This is a genomic window from Amycolatopsis sp. NPDC005961 (assembly GCF_040629235.1).
GTDB lineage: Bacteria > Actinomycetota > Actinomycetes > Mycobacteriales > Pseudonocardiaceae > Amycolatopsis > Amycolatopsis camponoti.
The window spans coordinates 57,396-74,453 of record NZ_JBEXVF010000008.1 but is presented as its reverse complement, the minus strand read 5'-3'; the positions used below and the strand labels follow the sequence as shown (position 1 = coordinate 74,453).

Sequence of the window (17,058 nt, the reverse complement as noted above, 5' to 3'; positions counted from 1 at the left end):
TGTGCGGATCAGCCGGGAAGGCGGACCGGCATCAGGAGGTAGAGGTAGCCGGGGACGACGTTGCCCTCGGGGTCGGCGGGCTTGATGAGCGCGGGCCGGTTCGGCGTCGTGAACGTCAGCTCCGCGCGGTCGCTGTGGAGCGCGCCGAGGCCGTCGACGAGGTAACCCGGGTTGAACGCGATCGTCACCGGCTCACCTTCGTACTCGACCTGGAGCTCTTCTTCGGCGCTTCCCTCGTCGTCGCCGCCCGCGGACAACCGCAGCGTGTTGTCCCCGAACTCCAGTCGTACCTGAGTCCCCCGCTCCGCCACCAGTGAAACGCGCTTGATGCTCTCGGTGAGAGCGGACACGTCGATGACCGCGCGTGAGGTGTGCGACGCGGGCAGCAACTGGCGGTACGGCGGGAACTCCGCGTCGAGCAGGCGGGTCGTCGTGTAGCGCCCGGAGCCGGACAGGCCGAGCAGGCCCTCACCGCTGGCGAGCGCGAGGCGGATCGTGGCACCGCTCGCGCCGAGCGTCTTGGCGGCTTCGGCGAGGGTGCGCGCCGGGACGAGCACCGCGGCGTCGGCGAGGCCCTCGGCCGGCTGCCACGTGAACTCGCGCATGGCGAGCCGGAACCGGTCGGTCGCGACCAGGGTCAGCGAGCTGCCGGAGATCTCGAGCCGCATGCCGGTCAGCATCGGCAGCGTGTCGTCCTTGCCCGACGCGACGACGACCTGGGTGACGGCCTGGCCGAACGCGTCGCCGGCGAGCTCGCCGGCGAAGGCGGGCTGCGACGGCAGCTGCGGGTAGTCCTCGACCGGCATGGTCGGCAGGGAGAACCGCGCGGTGCCGCACGTGATGGTGGCGCGGGCGCCGTCGACGGAGATCTCGACCGGCTGCGCGGGCAGCGCCTTGGTGATGTCGGCGAGGAGGCGCCCGGAGACCAGCAGGCGGCCGCCGTCGGCGATCGTCGCCGGCACGCCGACCGTGGCGGAAACCTCGTAGTCGAAGCCCGAGACCGTCAGGGCGTCGGTGTCGCCGTCGGAACCGGCGTCGAGGAGCACACCGCCCAGCACCGGCACGGGAGGCCGGGAGGGGAGGCTTCTCGCCACCCACGCGACGGCGTCGGCGAGCCCGTCACGCTCGACGCGGATCTTCATGCGCGCATCCTTTCGACGACCGAGCCCCTGTCGGCTCGGGCCAGGCCTCGCTCTGGCAGGGCAGTGACCGGCTGCCCCCTCCGGCCGGTCCGCCCTCCGCTTGAACTCGCCGGAGCACGGACCAGGTGCAGGCGTCCACGTTAGGCCGTCGCGGCGGCCCGCGTCACCTCGGGCCGGTCTTCGGTTTGTCGACATGACGACACGTTCTCGCGGCTGTCCCCAACTTCGTCCTCCGCCTGTTTTTATCTTTTCTCTCTTAGAAGAGATCTAAAAGGCAGTAGCAGTAGTAAGCGTTGTGGATTGTGTGGATTGAGGTCGTTTACGCAGGTCGGAGCACTCGCGGGCGTGTGGAGAACCGTGGTGGTGGATCTGTGGGCAACTCGGGCCACCCGTGGATGGTTTCGGGCGACCCCCGATCCGTCCACAGATCGGCCCGGTTGTCCCCATGGTTGTCCCCAGGTTCGGGGCTGTATCTGGGGGTGGACAGCACGGTCCGAATCGCCCTTCCGAGTGACCGGGCCCTGCTGTGCACAGAATGTGGGCAACCTGTGGAATCAGCGTGGACAAGGGTGTGGATTCACTGTGGATCACCTGTGGGCGGGGTGTGGACGGATTCCGCGTCGTCGCTGATCAGAGATCCGTTGACGCTGTGGGCAATCCGCCCACACCATGGGGAAACTTCCTTGTGTACAAACAATTTTCGCGAGTTTGCGAAGCGCGCGTAGGTGGCTTCGCTGCTTCGCGCGCGTACGTGTGCTTCGGACAGTCCAAAGACGACAAAGGGGCGTCCACAGTGCGTGGACGCCCCGAAGTCGTTGCGAGACAAGGAATGTGCTACTGGCGAGCGCGCTGCTTGATGCGCGAGGTCAGCTCCTGCACCTGGTCGTAGATGCGCCGGCGCTCGGCCATCTCCTTGCGGATCTTCTTGTCCGCGTGCATGACGGTCGTGTGGTCGCGGCCGCCGAACGTCTGCCCGATCTTCGGCAGCGACATGTCGGTCAGTTCGCGGCAGAGGTACATCGCGATCTGGCGGGCTGTGGCGAGCGCCTTCGTCTTGCCGGGGCCGCACAGGTCGTCGAGCGTGACGTCGAAGAACTCGGAGATGACGCCCATGATGGTCGGCGCCGTGATCTCCGGGGCGTGCGAGTCGGGGATGAGGTCCCGCAGCACGATCTCCGCCAGGCCGGCGTCCACCGGCTGCTGGTTCAGCGACGCGAACGCGGTGACGCGGATGAGCGCGCCTTCGAGCTCCCGGATGTTCGCTTCGACGCGCGAGGCGATGAACTCCAGGACGTCGCCCGGCACCGCCAGCCTGTCCTGCGCCGCCTTCTTGCGGAGGATCGCGATGCGCGTCTCGAGCTCGGGCGGCTGGATGTCGGTGATCAGGCCCCACTCGAACCGCGTCCGCAGCCGGTCTTCCAGCGTCTCGAGGCGCTTGGGCGGGCGGTCGGAGCTGACGACGATCTGCTTGTTCGCGTTGTGGAGGGTGTTGAAGGTGTGGAAGAACTCTTCCTGCGTACCTTCTTTGCCTTCCAGGAACTGGATGTCGTCGACGAGCAGGATGTCGATGTCGCGGTAGCGCCGCTGGAACGCGACCTTGCGGTCGTCTCGCAGCGAGTTGATGAAGTCGTTCGTGAACTCTTCGGTCGAGACGTACCGGACGCGCATGCCCGGGAAGAGCCGCTGGGCATAGTGCCCGACCGCGTGCAGCAGGTGCGTCTTGCCGAGCCCGGACTCACCCCAGATGAACAGCGGGTTGTACGCGCGGGCCGGTGCTTCGGCGACGGCGACCGCGGCCGCGTGCGCGAAGCGGTTGGACGCACCGATGACGAACGTGTCGAACGTGTACTTCTCGTTCAGCTTCGTCTTCGACGTCTGCGGCTGCGCCGGCGCGGTGTAGGGCTGGCCGGCGATCGGCTGGCCGGAGAACGTCGGCCAGATCTCGTGGACGGCGGCGAGCGCTTCGCCCTCTTCGTCGACCTCTTCATCGGTGTCGTCGCCGTCGTCGTGCTTCGGCGCGAGGGACTGGTGCGGGGGCAGCGGCGGCGTCGGTTCGGGACGCGGCGGCGGCAGCATCGGACCGGGACCCGGCCGAGGCACGGGCGCCGGCTCCGGGACGGCACCGTTTTCCACCCGGCCGGGTGACGGCACGTAGTGGGGGGCGGGCACCGGGGCGACCGTCTCGGTGCTGTCGACCTTCACCGCGAGCGAGATGGCGCGGCCGAGCCGCCGGGAAAGCGCGTCGGTGATCGCGCCGCGGAGACCGCGTTCGATCGCTTCCTTCGCGAAGTCACTGGGGGCGGCGAGGAGCGCGGTGCCGTCGAGCAGGCCGATCGGGCGGGTGACGCGCATCCACGCGCGCTGCTGGGGGGACAGGGTCCCGTCGGACAGTTCGCGTACCACCTGTTCCCAGATGACGCCCAGATTGTGCTGGTGCTCCGACACCTGTTCGGCTCCCCTCCCCTCGTCGGCGTGGACGGCCGACGCCCCTGGTCACACGGTCCGGCGCCCCTCGCGGACCAGCGTGTGCATCGGCACAGCGAATATCCACATAGTTGTCCACAGCTGTGCACTAATGTACGGCGACCCGCGGCGACGCCACCTGCGGGCTCGTCGTACGCAGGTGGGCACTCCACCACCCGGCTACTCGTGCACCTCGACCGGTGACCCGAGAGAGGCACGCTAACAAGCCCCGCCCGCTGCCACAAGGCATCCTGGGTCGCAAGCATTTCACGGTGTACGGCGTGTTGCCATTCGGTGCCGCGGCGTCGATGATCTCGGCTTCGCGGACCTCGTCGCGGACCGTGGCCGAGGGGGTGCTTACCGGCCGCCCGACGGGGGTGCGTACCCTCGTAAGGTCTCCCGTATGCGACGGGTGCTATTCGCGTGCCCACGTTGTCGTCGCTCGTCGTGACGAGGCCACACGTTGGTAGGAGACACCAGAGACTGCCGTGCGCCCGCACGACACGCCAGACGACGGGGCGGAAACCCCGGCGTCCGACGCGACACACAGGAGAAGCAGTGAGCAAGGGTAAGCGCACCTTCCAGCCGAACAACCGCCGCCGCGCGAAGACCCACGGGTTCCGCCTGCGCATGCGGACCCGCGCCGGCCGGGCCATCCTCGCGGGCCGCCGTCGCAAGGGCCGCGCCGCGCTGTCGGCCTGATCCGGCTCGTCGGGGCGCGCCGTGCTGCCGGCTGCCGCACGTCTGCGGCGGAGTGAGGACTTCCGCGTGGTTCTGCGTCGCGGGTCCAGGGCAGGCAGGCGTCGCCTCGTCGTCCACGCACTGACCACGGACCCGTCCGAGGCCGCCGACGCTGTGCAGTTCGATGGCACAGCGTCGGCGGCCAGGGCGGGTTTTGTGGTGAGCAAGGCCGTCGGGAACTCGGTGGTCCGCCACCGCGTCACCCGCCGGTTGCGTCATCTCGTTTCCGCCCGGCTCGGAACCCTGCCCGCCGGCAGTGCGTTGGTCGTACGGGCATTGCCGCCGTCCGCGACTGCGTCCAGCGCGGAGCTCGGAGCCGATCTCGACGCCGCATTGCGTCGTCTTGGACTGGTGTCAGGTCGGCTGGGACTATCGCCGTCTCACCGTCCGGCCGGGGATGCCCCGCGCCCGACGCGTCCTGAGGACGCGGCCCCCGACCACGGATCAGCGGTGTGACCGGCATGCAAGCCACTCCCGAGCACGACCACGACGTGGAGACCGCGCCCCCGCGGCCCGGTCCCGTCGCCTGGGTCCTGTTGCTCCCCATCAAGCTCTACCGCAAGGCGATCTCGCCCTTCCTCCCGCCGGCTTGCCGGTTCTACCCGAGCTGCAGCGCGTACGCAGTCGAAGCCCTGACCCGGCACGGTGCCGCCGGCGGCTCCTACCTCGCGCTGCGCCGGCTCCTGCGCTGCGGTCCGTGGACACCTCCCGGCCGCGACCCGGTACCCGAGAAGTTCTCGTGGCGCTACCGCAGACCTGAAACACCGATCGAGGAGTAGCAGCAGTGCTCGATTTCATCTACTACCCCGTGTCCTTCATCCTCTGGTGTTGGCACAAGGTCTTCGGGTTCGTCTTCGGGGAAGCCACGGCGATCTCCTGGATCCTCGGCATCATCTTCCTGACGTTCACGGTCCGCGGCATCATGTTCAAGCCGTTCGTGAACCAGGTCCGGTCGATGAAGAAGATGCAGGACTTCGCGCCGGAGATGAAGAAGGTCCAGAAGAAGTACGCCAACGACCGGCAGCGCCAGGCGCAGGAGATGCAGAAGCTCCAGCGCGAGCACGGCGTGAACCCGCTCGGCAGCTGCTTGCCGATGCTGCTGCAGATCCCGGTGTTCATCGGCCTGAACCACGTTCTTCGCGCCTTCACGATGCCGCCTCCCGGTGGCGGCCCGAAGACCGAGAACTACTTCTTCTCCCAGGCCGACGTCCACTCGTACGTCAGCGCGAAGCTCTTCGGCGTCAACCTCGGCGAGGCCGTCTACAACGGTGTCGGCGTCGTCAGCGGTGGTGCCGCGAACGTCGGCTTCCAGTGGGGCGTCCTCCCGGTCGCGCTGCCCCTGATGATCATCGCGTCGATCGCCACGCACCTCACCGCGCGGCACTCGGTGGCCCGCCAGAACGCCGCGTCGGCCACCCCGCAGACCGCGATCATGAACAAGCTGACGATGTACGTCTTCCCGCTCGGTGTGCTCGTCTTCGGTGCGCTGTTCCCGCTCGGCCTCCTCTTCTACTGGCTGGCGAACAACGGCTGGACCCTGATGCAGCAGCGTCTCGTCTACACGAAGATCGACAAGGAAGAGGCCGCCCGCAAGGCGGAGGCCGCGGAGAAGCGCGCGTCGCTCGGCCCGAAGCCGGGGCAGAAGCCGACCGCGCCGAAGGTCGGCCAGAAGCCGGTCCAGCAGAAGAAGAACCAGCCCGCCCAGGGCGGCTCGCAGAAGAAGGTCACGAAGGCGGGCTCGGCTCACGGCTTCGCCCAGACCTCGCCCGCGGAGGCCGCGGAGGCAGCTGCTCCGGCACCGGCCGACACGAACGGCCAGAACGGCTCGAACGGCTCGAAGGACAACGGCACGGGGGTGCCGGGCCTTCTCAAAGACTCGACCAGGAAGTCGGGCCGGAAGCGCCGCTAAGGCGCGACCGGTTCGGAGAGGAGACGAATGATGTCGGAGACGATCGACACGATCGACGCCGATCAGGACGACGTGACCCCGGAGCCCGCCTCCGACGAGGCCGGCGAGCAGAAGGCGGGAGGTGGCGACGACGTCCTCGTGCAGGAGGGTGACATCGCCGGCGACTACCTCGAGCGCCTGCTCGACCTGCTCGACTACGACGGCGACATCGACTTGGACGTCGAGGCGGGCCGCGCGATCGTGAGCATCGACGGCGGCGAGGACCTCGAGAAGCTCGTCGGTCCCCGCGGCACGGTGCTCGAGGCGCTGCAGGAGCTGACCCGGCTGGCGGTCCAGCAGGAGACGGGATCGCGAAGCCGGCTGATGCTGGACATCGCGGGCTGGCGCGCGGACCGTCGCGAGGAGCTGCGCGAGCTCGGCCGCTCTACGGCGGAGTCGGTCCTGCAGAGCGGCGAGCGGGTGCGGCTGCAGCCGATGAGCCCGTTCGAGCGCAAGGTCGTGCACGACGCGGTGGCGACGGTCGCCGGAGTCACGAGCGAGAGCGAGGGCGAGGACCCGAAGCGCCGCGTGGTGATCTTCCCGGAGTCCTGAGTACTCGGTTCGGAGAAGCGGCCCCACTTGACTCGGTCAGGTGGGGCCGCTTCTTTGTGTGCATGCGTCCGGCACCGGATGAGGTTCTCCACTTCTCGGAGGACCCGACGATCACGCGCTTCGTCCCCCACGTCGCCGCGACGGCCCGGCAACCGGAGGCGTACGTCTGGGCGGTCGACCACGCGAGGGCACCGGACTACTGGTTCCCGCGGCAGTGCCCCCGCGCGCTGGCTTGGGTGACGCCGTCGACAACCACTCCGGATCGGGCGTCGCTCGGCGGTCCCCGGGTCCACGCGATCGAGTACGGCTGACTCCCGGCGATGCAGTCGGTGCGATTGTTCGCGTACCGGTTCGCGGCTTCGTCGTTCCGGTCGTTCGGCTCGCATGCGCATGCGATGGTGGCGACGTCTCCGGTCTCGCCACTGGGTCCGCCGGAGCCGGTCGGCGATCTGCTGGCGCTCCACGAGGCGGCGGGAATCGAGCTTCGCGTGATGCCGAACTTGTGGGGGTTCGTCGATGTGGTGTCGGCGAGCTCGCTCGGCTTCAGCGGGATCCGGTTGCGGAACGCTCGGCCGCGGCCGAGCGAATTACAGCGGTGATGTTTCACGTGGAACTCGGTCGCGGTTGCTGATGGGTGCGCCGCCCGTCCGGACAGGCGGCGGGTTCGGCTCAGCTACAACACGCCTCGACTTCGAGCGCCGCGTGTTGACAGGCGAGCCCGATGCGGCGATGGACCGCTTGTCTCCGCTCCGCATCACCCATCGGCACCCGACGGCTGAAGCAGCGTTCGACCACGTTGCGCTGTCCGTCGACATCAGCATCGGAGGCCGGTGCCCGCCCGCGGCGGGCATCTCTGGCGACGCGGCGGGCGAGCTGGTCATCTCGCTCCGGGCCGGCGAAGCGAATCCGGCTTGTCCGCGATCACCGTCTCCGGTCGGAGTCGGCTGAGCGAATCCCGCTCCGCCCGGCTGGGCAGGTGTCGAGGTCCAGCTCGAGCGAACTACAAGCGTGGTGTTTCACGTGGAACCGTCCCCCGCGGGCGGCCGGGCGAGTGGAGTTCTCCACATCTGCGGACTGTCGGCTCGTTTTCGGTCCGACATCGGGGACAATCACAGGAGCGCGGTTTCACGTGAAACGCGCGGACGAGGAGTAGACGGAGTGAGCTTGGATCAGGCCGCCGTGGCGGTGCGGGCCGCGGCGGAGCGGGTGTTCGGTGAACGCGTGGACCAAGCCGCCGGGTACGTCGAGCTCCTGGAACTGCATGGGGTCGAGCGTGGGCTGATCGGGCCGCGGGAGGTCGAGCGGCTGTGGGAGCGACACGTTCTCAACTCGGCCGTCATTGGTGAGCAGATGCCGGAAGGCGCCCGCGTCGTCGATGTCGGGTCGGGTGCGGGGCTTCCGGGAGTGCCGCTCGCGATCGCGCGGCCGGACCTCGATATTGTCTTGCTCGAACCGATGGCCCGCCGGGTGGACTGGCTGGCCGAGGTGGCCGAGAAGCTGGAACTCCCGATCACCGTCGTCCGTGGACGCGCGGAGGAGCGGCCTGTGCGTGAGCAGCTCGGTGGCGCTGACATCGTCACCGCTCGCGCGGTCGCCCCGCTCGCCCGGCTCGCGGACTGGTGTCTGCCGCTCGTCCGGTCCGATGGCTTCCTTGTCGCCCTCAAGGGCGCCAGTGCGGCGGAGGAGATCGAGCGGGACGGCGCCGCCATCCGCAAGGCCGGCGGGGCCGACCCACTGATTGTCGAGTGCGGTGCCGCAGTACTAGAGGTCCCCAGCACGGTCGTGAAGATCCGTCGCCTCCCGACGGCAAGCAAGCCGAAGGCGCGGAGCAGGAAGCGTTAACGGGCCGCGGTGTTCCACGTGAAACGACGCGACTCGACCACCGACCAGACGTCTATATGGAGGAGGTGTCGAGACCGGTGAATCCCCCGCCGTCCGACTCCACGGAGACCACGCCCGACGTGGGCTGGACCCCGATCGCCGAAGAAGCCGCCCGCGCCGCTCGCCTGCTGAACCCCGAGAGGACGCTTCCCCGCCCCGGCCGTCGCCGGGTGATGACCGTCGCCAACCAGAAGGGCGGCGTCGGCAAGACCACGAGCACGGTCAACCTCGCCGCCGCACTCGCCGTCCACGGGCTCAAGACGCTCGTCGTCGACCTCGACCCGCAGGGCAACGCGAGCACCGCGCTCGACGTCGACCACCGGTCCGGGACGCCGTCCATCTACGAGGTGCTCATCGGCGAGGTGACGCTCGCGGACGCCGCCCAGCCGACCGAGCAGTCCCCCAACCTGTTCTGCGTCCCCGCGACGATCGACCTCGCCGGCGCCGAGATCGAGCTCGTCTCGATGGCGTCCCGCGAGTCCCGGCTCAAGGAGGCCATCTCCTCGGAGATCCTCGACGAGATCGGCGTCGACTACGTCTTCATCGACTGCCCGCCGTCGCTCGGCCTGCTGACGGTCAACGCGATGGTCGCCGCGCAGGAGGTGCTCATCCCGATCCAGTGCGAGTACTACGCGCTGGAAGGACTCGGGCAGCTGCTGAGCAACATCGAGCTCGTGCAGCAGCACCTCAACCGTGAGCTCCGCGTCTCGACGATCCTCCTCACCATGTACGACGGCCGGACCAAGCTGGCCGACCAGGTGACGAACGAGGTGCGGAACCACTTCGGCGACACGGTCCTCAAGACGGTCATCCCCCGCAGCGTGAAGGTCTCCGAGGCGCCCGGGTACGGCCAGACCGTCCTCGCTTACGATCCTGGTTCGCGCGGTGCGTTGAGCTACGTCGACGCGGCGAAGGAGATCGCCGCGCGCGGTGCACAGATGGACGAGCACGGCGCACAGTTGGAGAAGGGTAGTTCCACATGACCGAACGCAGAGGAGGATTGGGCCGCGGCCTCGCCGCCCTCATCCCGACGGGGCCCGCCGGTGGTGGGCCCCTGCCCGCGCCCGGTGAGACGGCCTCGGCGGCCGAGAAGAAGGCGGCCGAGGACAAGGGCTGGTTCGCGGCGAACGGTCAGGCGAAGACCCACGGCGGCGAGGTCGCCGGTGCGGTCTACCGCGAGATCCCGGTCAGCTCCATCAAGCCGAACCCGAAGCAGCCGCGGCAGGTCTTCGACGAGGACGCGCTCTCCGAACTCGAGCACTCGATCCGCGAGTTCGGGCTCATGCAGCCCATCGTCGTCCGCGAGCTAGGGGAAAACGAGTACGAGCTCGTCATGGGCGAGCGGCGGCTGCGCGCGTCGCAGCAGGCGGAGCTCGAAGCGATCCCGGCGATCGTCCGGCAGACCGCCGACGAGTCGATGCTGCGCGACGCGCTCCTGGAGAACATCCACCGCGTCCAACTGAACCCGCTCGAAGAGGCGGCGGCGTACCAGCAGCTGCTCGACGAGTTCGCCGTCACGCACGAGGAGCTGGCGAGCCGCATCGGCCGCAGCCGGCCGGTCATCACCAACACGATCCGGCTCCTCAAGCTCCCCCTGCCGGTGCAGCGCCGGGTGGCCGCGGGCGTCCTGTCCGCCGGCCACGCCCGCGCTTTGCTGTCGCTGGAGGACGCCGACAGTCAGGAAGAGCTCGCCGCGCGCATCATCGCGGAGGGCATGTCGGTCCGGGCAACGGAGGAAGCCGTCACGCTCAAGAAGAGCGAGAAGCCGGCCAAGCCGAAGCCCGTGGCGCGCAAGCCGATCCAGGCGCCGGGGTTGCAGGAGCTCGCGAACCGCCTCTCGGACCGGTTCGACACCCGGGTGAAGGTCGACCTCGGCCGCCGCAAGGGCCGGATCACGCTCGAGTTCGGCTCGGTCGACGACCTCGAACGCATCGTCTCGATCATCGACGCGAATGGGGCGAATCAGACACCGAAAACCGATTAGGGATCACCCCAGGGTGTTTCGTCACGGTGATGATTGCTCCACGCGGTCGCGACGTTCACATCCAGTGATGATCAGTCGCGACACGAAAAAGGCCGCCACGGAGGTTCCGAGGCGGCCTTTCGCGTGAGACGAGTCAGCGAGAAATCGCGCGACCGATCAGTTCGCCGAACACCGTGCCGAGTGACTTGCCCGCCGCTTCGATCGCCATCGGGACCGTCGACGTCTCGGTGAGTCCCGGCGACGGGTTCACTTCGAGGAAGTGCACCGTGCCGTCCGCCGTGACGACCGCGTCGGTGCGCGAGATGTCCCGCAGCCCGAGCACGCGGTGCGCGGCGACCGCGAGCTCGGCCACCGCCTTGGCCGCGGCGTCGTCGAGCCGGGCCGGGGTGAAGAAGTCGGTCAGGCCGGCGGTGTAGCGGGCTGTGTAGTCGTACACGCCGCTCTCCGGGACGATCTCGACCGCCGGGAGAGCCTCGGGACCGTCCTCGCCCTCGATGACCGTCACGGCCACCTCGACGCCGTCGACGAACCGCTCGGCGAGCACCGTGTCGCCGTACGCGAAGCAGCCGACCATCGCGGCCGGCAGTTCCGCCGCCTCGCGGACCACCTGGGTGCCGAGCGCCGAGCCGCCCTGGTCGGGCTTGAGGATCAGCGGCAGGCCGAGCTGCTCGACCATCGCGTCGAGCACCGCCTGGGCGCCCAGCTCGCGGAACGTGCTGTGCGGCAGCACCACCCAGCCCGGCGTCACGAAGCCGGCGTTCTCGATGAGTGCCTTGGCCGTCGGCTTGTCCCACGCGCGGCGGCAGCCCTGGGAGCCGGTGCCGACGAACGGCACCTCCAGCATCTCCAGCACCGTCTGCACCGAGCCGTTCTCGCCCTCACCGCCGTGCAGGGCGACGACCACCGCGTCCGGCCGCTGGGTGCGCAGGCGCTCCAGCAGCCCCGCGTCGGTGTCCCACTCCTCGATGCCGAGGCCCTCGGACTTCAGCGCCGCGGAGAGCCGTCGCCCGGACCTCAGCGAGACGTCGCGTTCGTGCGAAAGCCCGCCGGCGAGCACGGCAACGGTACGGTCGACCACCGTGGAAACTCCTTAAATAAGAAGAACTAGACCGTGTCCGGGGACGGGTTCTGCGGCCCCTGGATCTGGCGCGAGCCCACGTTACCGAAGGTGCGGGCCAGGTCCATTTCAGACTCCAGCACGGCGGCCAGCCGCCGGACGCCCTCACGGATCCGCTCCGGCGTCGGGTAGCAGTAGGACAGCCGCATCTGGCGGCTGCCGAACCCGTCGGCGTAGAAGCCGGTTCCGGACGCGTACGCCACCCTCGCGGTCACCGCGCGCGGCAGCATCGCCTTGGTGTCGACACCTTCCGGCACCGTCACCCAGACGTAGAACCCGCCGTCCGGCTTGGTCCACGAGCAGCCCGGGGGCAGGTACTGGTCCAGCGCCGACAGGATCGCGTCGCGGCGCTCGCGGTAGTTCTCGCGGAACTTCTTGATCTGGCCCTTCCAGTCGTGCGTGGCCAGGTAGCGCGACACGATCATCTGGTTGAACGTCGGCGGGCACAGCGTCGCGGACTCCGCGGCCAGGACGAGCTTTTCGCGCACGGCGTGCGGCGCGAGCACCCAGCCGACGCGCAGACCGGAGGCGAACGTCTTCGAGAACGAGCCGAGGTACACGACGTTGTCGGGGTCGGTCGAGCGCAGCGCCGGGTAGGTCTGGCCGTCGAAGCCGAGCAACCCGTACGGGTTGTCTTCGACGACCAGCACGCCGTGGTCGCGGCAGATCTCCAGGATCTCCGCGCGGCGTTCGACGGCCAGCGTGACGCCGGCGGGGTTGTGGAAGTTCGGGATCGTGTAGAGGAACTTGACCCGGCGGCCGGCCTTCTCCGTCTGCGCGAGCGCCTCGCGCAGCAGCTCGGGCACCAGGCCGTTCTCGTCCATCGCCACGTGCACGACCTGCGCCTGGTACGCGGCGAACGAGCCGAGCGCACCGACGTACGAGGGGCCTTCGGCGATCACGACGTCACCCGGGTCGCAGAACAGCCGCGTGACCATGTCCAGGCCCATCTGGGAGCCGACGGTCACCACGACGTCGTCCGGGTGCGCCTTGATGCCCTCCAGGGCCATGATTTCGCAGATCTGCTCGCGCAGCACCGGGATGCCGTGCGCCGAGCCGTACTGCAGGGCGACGAGCCCGTCTTCGGCGATGATCTCCGCCACCTGCGTCGACAGCGTGTCGAGCGGGAGCGCGGCCAGGTTCGGCATGCCGCCGGCCAGCGAGACCACCTCGGGCCGGCTGGCGACCGCGAACAGCGCCCGGATCTCCGAGGCGGTCATCCCGGCGGTGCGCGCGGCATACCGCTCGAGGTGCGGGTCGAGGTTCTGGCGGCCGCTGTGCGGCTTGCTGGGGCGGTTCTCGGTCATCGACGATTCACCCGGGGCTCGGTTGACAGGCAGCTTGTAAAGGCACGGCAGATCCTGTCGAGTGTAACCGGGCACCCATCCGGTACCCCTGGCCTTTCGGTGCTCGTCACATCGGCCTATCCTCGACCATGGCTCCCGTGATCGTGCTGTTCTACCGCGCGGCTTGACGACCGGGCAGCCGGTCGGGAGCAGCAGGTCAGGGGAGGTCGCGGGTGTCACGTCGCGTCGTGGGCGTCACACTGGACAACCTGGAGCACCTGCCGAAGAGCTGCCGCAGGTGCGTGTACTGGGAGCTGGCCCCGCACCTGAAGAACCAGGCCGAGGAGTTCGGCGCCACCGAGGTCGAGAAGGAAGCCTGGGTCTCGAGCGTCCTGCTCGAGTGGGGTTCCTGCGGCCGCATCGTCTACAGCGACACGCTGCCGGTCGGGTTCGTGCTGTACGCCCCGCCGAACGCCGTCCCGCGGTCGCTGGCCTTCCCGACGTCCCCGCCGAGCGCGGACGCCGTCCTGCTGACCGCGTTCCAGGTGCTCCCGGAGTTCCGCGGCGGCGGCCTCGGCCGGATGCTCGTCCAGGCGGTCGCGAAGGACCTGACGAAGCGCGGCGTGCGCGCGATCGAGGCGTTCGGCGACGCGCGTCCTGAAGAGTCGGACCCGGACGGCGGGCACAGCTGCGTGCTGCCGGCGGCGTTCCTGCAGAGCGTCGGCTTCAAGACCGTCCGCCCCCACCAGAAGTGGCCGCGCCTGCGCCTGGAACTGCGCTCGGCGATCACCTGGAAGGAAGACGTCGAGGCGGCGCTGGAACGGCTCCTCGGCCAGGTGACGATCACCACCGCCGAGCCGAGTCTCGGCCGCGCCTGAGCCGCTCCCTCGAACGAGACCGCAAACGTTTGCGCCGTCGCTCTCCGTGGTCCGGAACGACGGATTCCGCCGTGTGTGCACATCTGTGGAAGAAGTGCCGAGTTATCCACAGAGCGCTGATAGGAGCGGTGGACAAGCTGTGGAGAACTGCCCGAAAACCTGGGGACGCAGAGGCTGCGTCCCCAGGTGTGGTGGGACAGGTGAAGAGGAGCCGCTAGGGGTTGTGGTCAGCCCTATTCGGCCTTGGCCAGCTCGTGCGCCAGGACGTCGGCGAACGTGAACGTTCCCGTCGGCTGGTCGCCTTCGCCGAGCAGGTACAGGCGCTTGACGGCGATCAGGATGCCCTCGGCGACGATGTCGCGGAACGCCGGGTCGCCGAGCTTGCGGGCGTCGTCCGGGTTCGTCAGGTAGCCGATCTCGACCCGGACCGCCGGGCAGCGGGTGCGGGTGAAGATGTCCCACGACTTGTAGTGCGTGCGGTTGTCCTGCAGGCCCGTGCGGGCCGCGACCTCGCGCTGGATGAAGCCGGCCAGCAGCTCGCCCACGGTCGACGTGGTGCCGTTGCCATTGCCGAAGTGGAAGCTCGCGACACCCTGCGCGCGCGGCGAGGGGTTCTTGTCGCTGTGCAGCGAGAGGAACAGGTCCGCGCCCGCGTCGTTGGCGAACTTCGCGCGCTCCAGCTCCGTGGGGCTGTGGTTCGGGCCGCGGGAGATCAGCGCCTCCATGCCGGTGGCCTTCATCCGGCCTTCCAGGCGGCGCGCGAGGTCCCACGCGATGTCGGCCTCGCGGAGACCGCCGGCGACCGCGCCGAGGTCGTCGCCGCCGTGGCCGGGGTCGATCACGATGCGCTTGCCGCGCAGCCGGGGACCGGCCTGGCGCACCTGCTCCTGCTCGCGCAGGAACACGGGGCGCCCGCCCCGGGCCCGCGGCGAGGAGAGGCGGTGCAGCTCACGGATGGTCGCGGGGCCGCACATGCCGTCCGGCGTCAGGCGCATGTCGCGCTGGAACGTCTTGAGCGCGCGCTCGGTCGCCGCGCCGAAGTAGCCGTCCGGGCGGCCGGCGTCGAAGCCCAGCTCCGTGAGCCGCTCCTGCAGGGTGAAGACGTCGTCGCCGTGCACCGGGGACGCGATCATGTACGACAGCGGGCGGCTGCCCAGGTGGTAGCTGGCGCCCTTGAGCGCCTGGAAGGTCGCCGGACCCACGATGCCGTCGGTCATCAGCCCACGGCGCTGCTGGAAGGCACGGACGGCGTGCTCGACGGAGACGTCGAACGTGTCGTAGTCGTCGGTACCGGTGACCGGCGGGAGCAGGTCCATCCCGGCCAGGATGGACCTGATCTCGGCGACGTCCGGACCGGCGTCACCGCGGCGGAGTACCCGCATGCACTCCTCGCTCTTCCTAAGGCACCGACAGAGGCTCGGTGCGTGGCAAGAAAACCTTCGCTGGGACGGGCCCAGGTCCTCTATTGTGCCTTGCCAACTCTCGGTGACAGCGCAGGCCCGGTAGGTACGTCAAGACCCCGATCGTGGCGCACCCTCGGTGGCTCTCGTCACGCTCGATTCACCCACACGGGCGGCATTCCCCCGAACGACGACGGACCCGGGGCCGCGAGAGGGTTCCCGCAGGCCCCGGGTCCGCCGGGCTTGTTCGGTTCAGAGGACGTCGGCGAGATCCGACAGCAGCGCGGCCTTCGGCTTGGCGCCGACGATCTGCTTCACCGGCTTGCCGCCCTGGAACAGGATCAGCGTCGGGATGGACATCACCTGGTAGTCACGCGGCGTGTTCGGGTTCTCGTCGATGTCGATCTTGGCGATGGTCAGCTTCTCGCCGTTCTCGGCCGCGATCTCCTCGAGCACCGGGGCGACCATCTTGCACGGCCCGCACCAGGTGGCCCAGAAGTCGACCAGAACCGGCTTTTCGCTGGTCAGGACCTCGTCGACGAACGTCGCGTCGGTCACCTTCACGGTGTTGGACATGGTTTCTCCTTCAGGTTGGTCGAAAGCCGGAAAGTCAGTTGGTGCTCGCGCCGTAGCCGCCGCCGACCAGCTCGGGCGCTTCGTGCGCGTCCGGGTCGCCGTGCTCCGCCAGCCAGCGTTCCGCGTCGATCGCGGCGCTGCACCCGGAACCCGAGGCGGTGATCGCCTGCCGATAGGTGCGGTCCACCAGGTCGCCGGCCGCGAAGACGCCGTCGAGGCTCGTGTACGACGTCCGGCCCTGGGTGACGACGTAACCGTCCTCGTCCAGGTCGACCTGCCCGCGCACCAGCTCGCTGCGGGGGTCGTGCCCGATCGCCACGAAGAAGCCCGACACGTCCAGCGTCGACTCCGAACCGTCCTTGGTGTCCTTCAGCTGCAGGCCCTCGACCTTGCCGTCGCCGACCACGCCGGTGATCTGCGTGTTCAGCTTCCACTTGATCTTCTCGTTCGCGCGAGCGCGCTCGAGCATGATCTTGGACGCGCGGAACTCGTCGCGCCGGTGGACGACCGTGACGGACTTCGCGAACTTCGTCAGGAAGGTCGCCTCCTCCATCGCCGAGTCGCCACCGCCGGCCACCACGATGTCGTGGTCGCGGAAGAAGAAGCCGTCACAGGTCGCACACGCCGACACACCGCGCCCGAGCAGCTCCTGCTCACCCGGCACGTTCAGGTACCGCGCCGCGGCACCCATCGCGAGGATGACCGCGCGGGCGGCGTAGCGCTTGCCGTTCGCGGTGACGTACTTGACGTCCCCGGCCAGCTCCAGCGACTCGACGTCCTCCGCGCGCAGCTCGGCGCCGAAGCGCTCGGCCTGCTTGCGCATCTCCTCCATCAGGTCCGGACCCATGATGCCGTCGCGGAACCCGGGGAAGTTCTCGACCTCGGTCGTCGTCATCAGCGCGCCACCGAACTGCGTCCCCTCGAACACCAGCGGTTCGAGCTGCGCCCGCGCCGCGTAAACGGCTGCGGTGTATCCGGCAGGACCCGATCCGACGATGATCAGGTTCCTGATGTCTTCGGCAGCCACCGTGACCTCCGCTCGTAGTGACCCGTGTACCAGGCTCAACACGATCGTAGGTGGCGGTGTTCC

The 17,058-nt window shown here is 69.1% G+C and carries 16 protein-coding genes and 1 pseudogene; 10 read left to right on the top strand and 7 right to left on the bottom strand.

What is annotated here, in order from left to right; all coding sequences use genetic code 11:
• Window positions 1–8: 8 nt before the first annotated feature.
• Together dnaN and dnaA are read right to left on the bottom strand one after the other, a co-directional pair.
• The gene (gene dnaN / locus ABZ342_RS09665; protein ID WP_155548303.1) at window positions 9–1,142 is read right to left on the bottom strand and encodes a DNA polymerase III subunit beta; all 1,134 of its coding nucleotides are present in this window, start codon (window positions 1,140–1,142) and stop codon (window positions 9–11) included.
• A gap of 834 nt (window positions 1,143–1,976) precedes the next feature.
• Window positions 1,977–3,587, bottom strand: a complete 1,611-nt coding sequence (dnaA, locus tag ABZ342_RS09660) for a chromosomal replication initiator protein DnaA (RefSeq protein WP_155548302.1) — start codon at window positions 3,585–3,587, stop codon at window positions 1,977–1,979.
• Window positions 3,588–4,163: 576 nt separating this feature from the next.
• Here dnaA and rpmH point away from each other — a divergent pair.
• From rpmH to ABZ342_RS09615, 9 genes and pseudogenes are all read left to right on the top strand, one after another.
• Window positions 4,164–4,307, top strand: coding sequence for a 50S ribosomal protein L34 (rpmH, locus tag ABZ342_RS09655; RefSeq protein WP_003082934.1), 144 nt, complete (start codon window positions 4,164–4,166; stop codon window positions 4,305–4,307).
• A 21-nt stretch (window positions 4,308–4,328) separates the two neighbouring features.
• Window positions 4,329–4,802, top strand: coding sequence for a ribonuclease P protein component (gene rnpA / locus ABZ342_RS09650; protein ID WP_360470777.1), 474 nt, complete (start codon window positions 4,329–4,331; stop codon window positions 4,800–4,802).
• A 5-nt stretch (window positions 4,803–4,807) separates the two neighbouring features.
• Window positions 4,808–5,125: a membrane protein insertion efficiency factor YidD gene (gene yidD, locus ABZ342_RS09645; protein WP_155548300.1), complete on the top strand. Its 318-nt coding sequence runs from the start codon at window positions 4,808–4,810 to the stop codon at window positions 5,123–5,125.
• A gap of 5 nt (window positions 5,126–5,130) precedes the next feature.
• Window positions 5,131–6,255 carry a membrane protein insertase YidC gene (yidC, locus tag ABZ342_RS09640; protein ID WP_360470774.1) on the top strand — a complete coding sequence of 375 codons (1,125 nt, stop codon included), beginning with the start codon at window positions 5,131–5,133 and terminating at the stop codon, window positions 6,253–6,255.
• 30 nt (window positions 6,256–6,285) lie between these two features.
• Entirely contained in the window at window positions 6,286–6,846 is a 561-nt protein-coding gene (locus ABZ342_RS09635; protein ID WP_360470771.1) for a R3H domain-containing nucleic acid-binding protein, read from the top strand.
• A gap of 62 nt (window positions 6,847–6,908) precedes the next feature.
• Window positions 6,909–7,445, top strand: a pseudogene (locus ABZ342_RS09630) (DUF6886 family protein).
• A gap of 559 nt (window positions 7,446–8,004) precedes the next feature.
• A complete protein-coding gene (gene rsmG / locus ABZ342_RS09625; RefSeq protein ID WP_360470769.1) occupies window positions 8,005–8,688 on the top strand; it encodes a 16S rRNA (guanine(527)-N(7))-methyltransferase RsmG in 684 nt (227 codons plus the stop codon).
• Window positions 8,689–8,744: 56 nt separating this feature from the next.
• Window positions 8,745–9,710 (top strand): ParA family protein, encoded by a 966-nt coding sequence (locus ABZ342_RS09620; RefSeq protein WP_230863036.1) that lies wholly within the window; start codon window positions 8,745–8,747, stop codon window positions 9,708–9,710.
• The gene (locus ABZ342_RS09615; RefSeq protein ID WP_155548294.1) at window positions 9,707–10,711 is read left to right on the top strand and encodes a ParB/RepB/Spo0J family partition protein; all 1,005 of its coding nucleotides are present in this window, start codon (window positions 9,707–9,709) and stop codon (window positions 10,709–10,711) included. The genes ABZ342_RS09620 and ABZ342_RS09615 overlap by 4 nt, the downstream gene beginning before the upstream one ends.
• A 133-nt stretch (window positions 10,712–10,844) precedes the next feature.
• Here the strand turns inward: ABZ342_RS09615 and ABZ342_RS09610 are convergent, their stop codons facing one another.
• Window positions 10,845–11,789 carry a D-alanine--D-alanine ligase gene (locus ABZ342_RS09610; RefSeq protein ID WP_155548293.1) on the bottom strand — a complete coding sequence of 315 codons (945 nt, stop codon included), beginning with the start codon at window positions 11,787–11,789 and terminating at the stop codon, window positions 10,845–10,847.
• 26 nt (window positions 11,790–11,815) lie between these two features.
• Complete coding sequence (locus ABZ342_RS09605) at window positions 11,816–13,135, bottom strand: PLP-dependent aminotransferase family protein (RefSeq protein WP_360470765.1); 1,320 nt, start codon at window positions 13,133–13,135, stop codon at window positions 11,816–11,818.
• Between the two features lie 212 nt (window positions 13,136–13,347).
• Between ABZ342_RS09605 and ABZ342_RS09600 the strand changes: the two genes are divergently transcribed.
• Complete coding sequence (locus ABZ342_RS09600) at window positions 13,348–13,992, top strand: GNAT family N-acetyltransferase (RefSeq protein WP_284743442.1); 645 nt, start codon at window positions 13,348–13,350, stop codon at window positions 13,990–13,992.
• Between the two features lie 233 nt (window positions 13,993–14,225).
• On the opposite strand, the gene ABZ342_RS09595 is transcribed toward ABZ342_RS09600, so the two are convergent.
• The 3 genes from ABZ342_RS09595 to trxB form a co-directional block, all read right to left on the bottom strand.
• Entirely contained in the window at window positions 14,226–15,374 is a 1,149-nt protein-coding gene (locus tag ABZ342_RS09595) for an N-acetylmuramoyl-L-alanine amidase (protein ID WP_155548290.1), read from the bottom strand.
• 270 nt (window positions 15,375–15,644) lie between these two features.
• Window positions 15,645–15,968 carry a thioredoxin gene (trxA, locus tag ABZ342_RS09590; protein ID WP_020642536.1) on the bottom strand — a complete coding sequence of 108 codons (324 nt, stop codon included), beginning with the start codon at window positions 15,966–15,968 and terminating at the stop codon, window positions 15,645–15,647.
• Between the two features lie 34 nt (window positions 15,969–16,002).
• Window positions 16,003–16,995 carry a thioredoxin-disulfide reductase gene (gene trxB, locus ABZ342_RS09585; RefSeq protein ID WP_360470761.1) on the bottom strand — a complete coding sequence of 331 codons (993 nt, stop codon included), beginning with the start codon at window positions 16,993–16,995 and terminating at the stop codon, window positions 16,003–16,005.
• Between the last annotated feature and the right edge of the window lie 63 nt (window positions 16,996–17,058).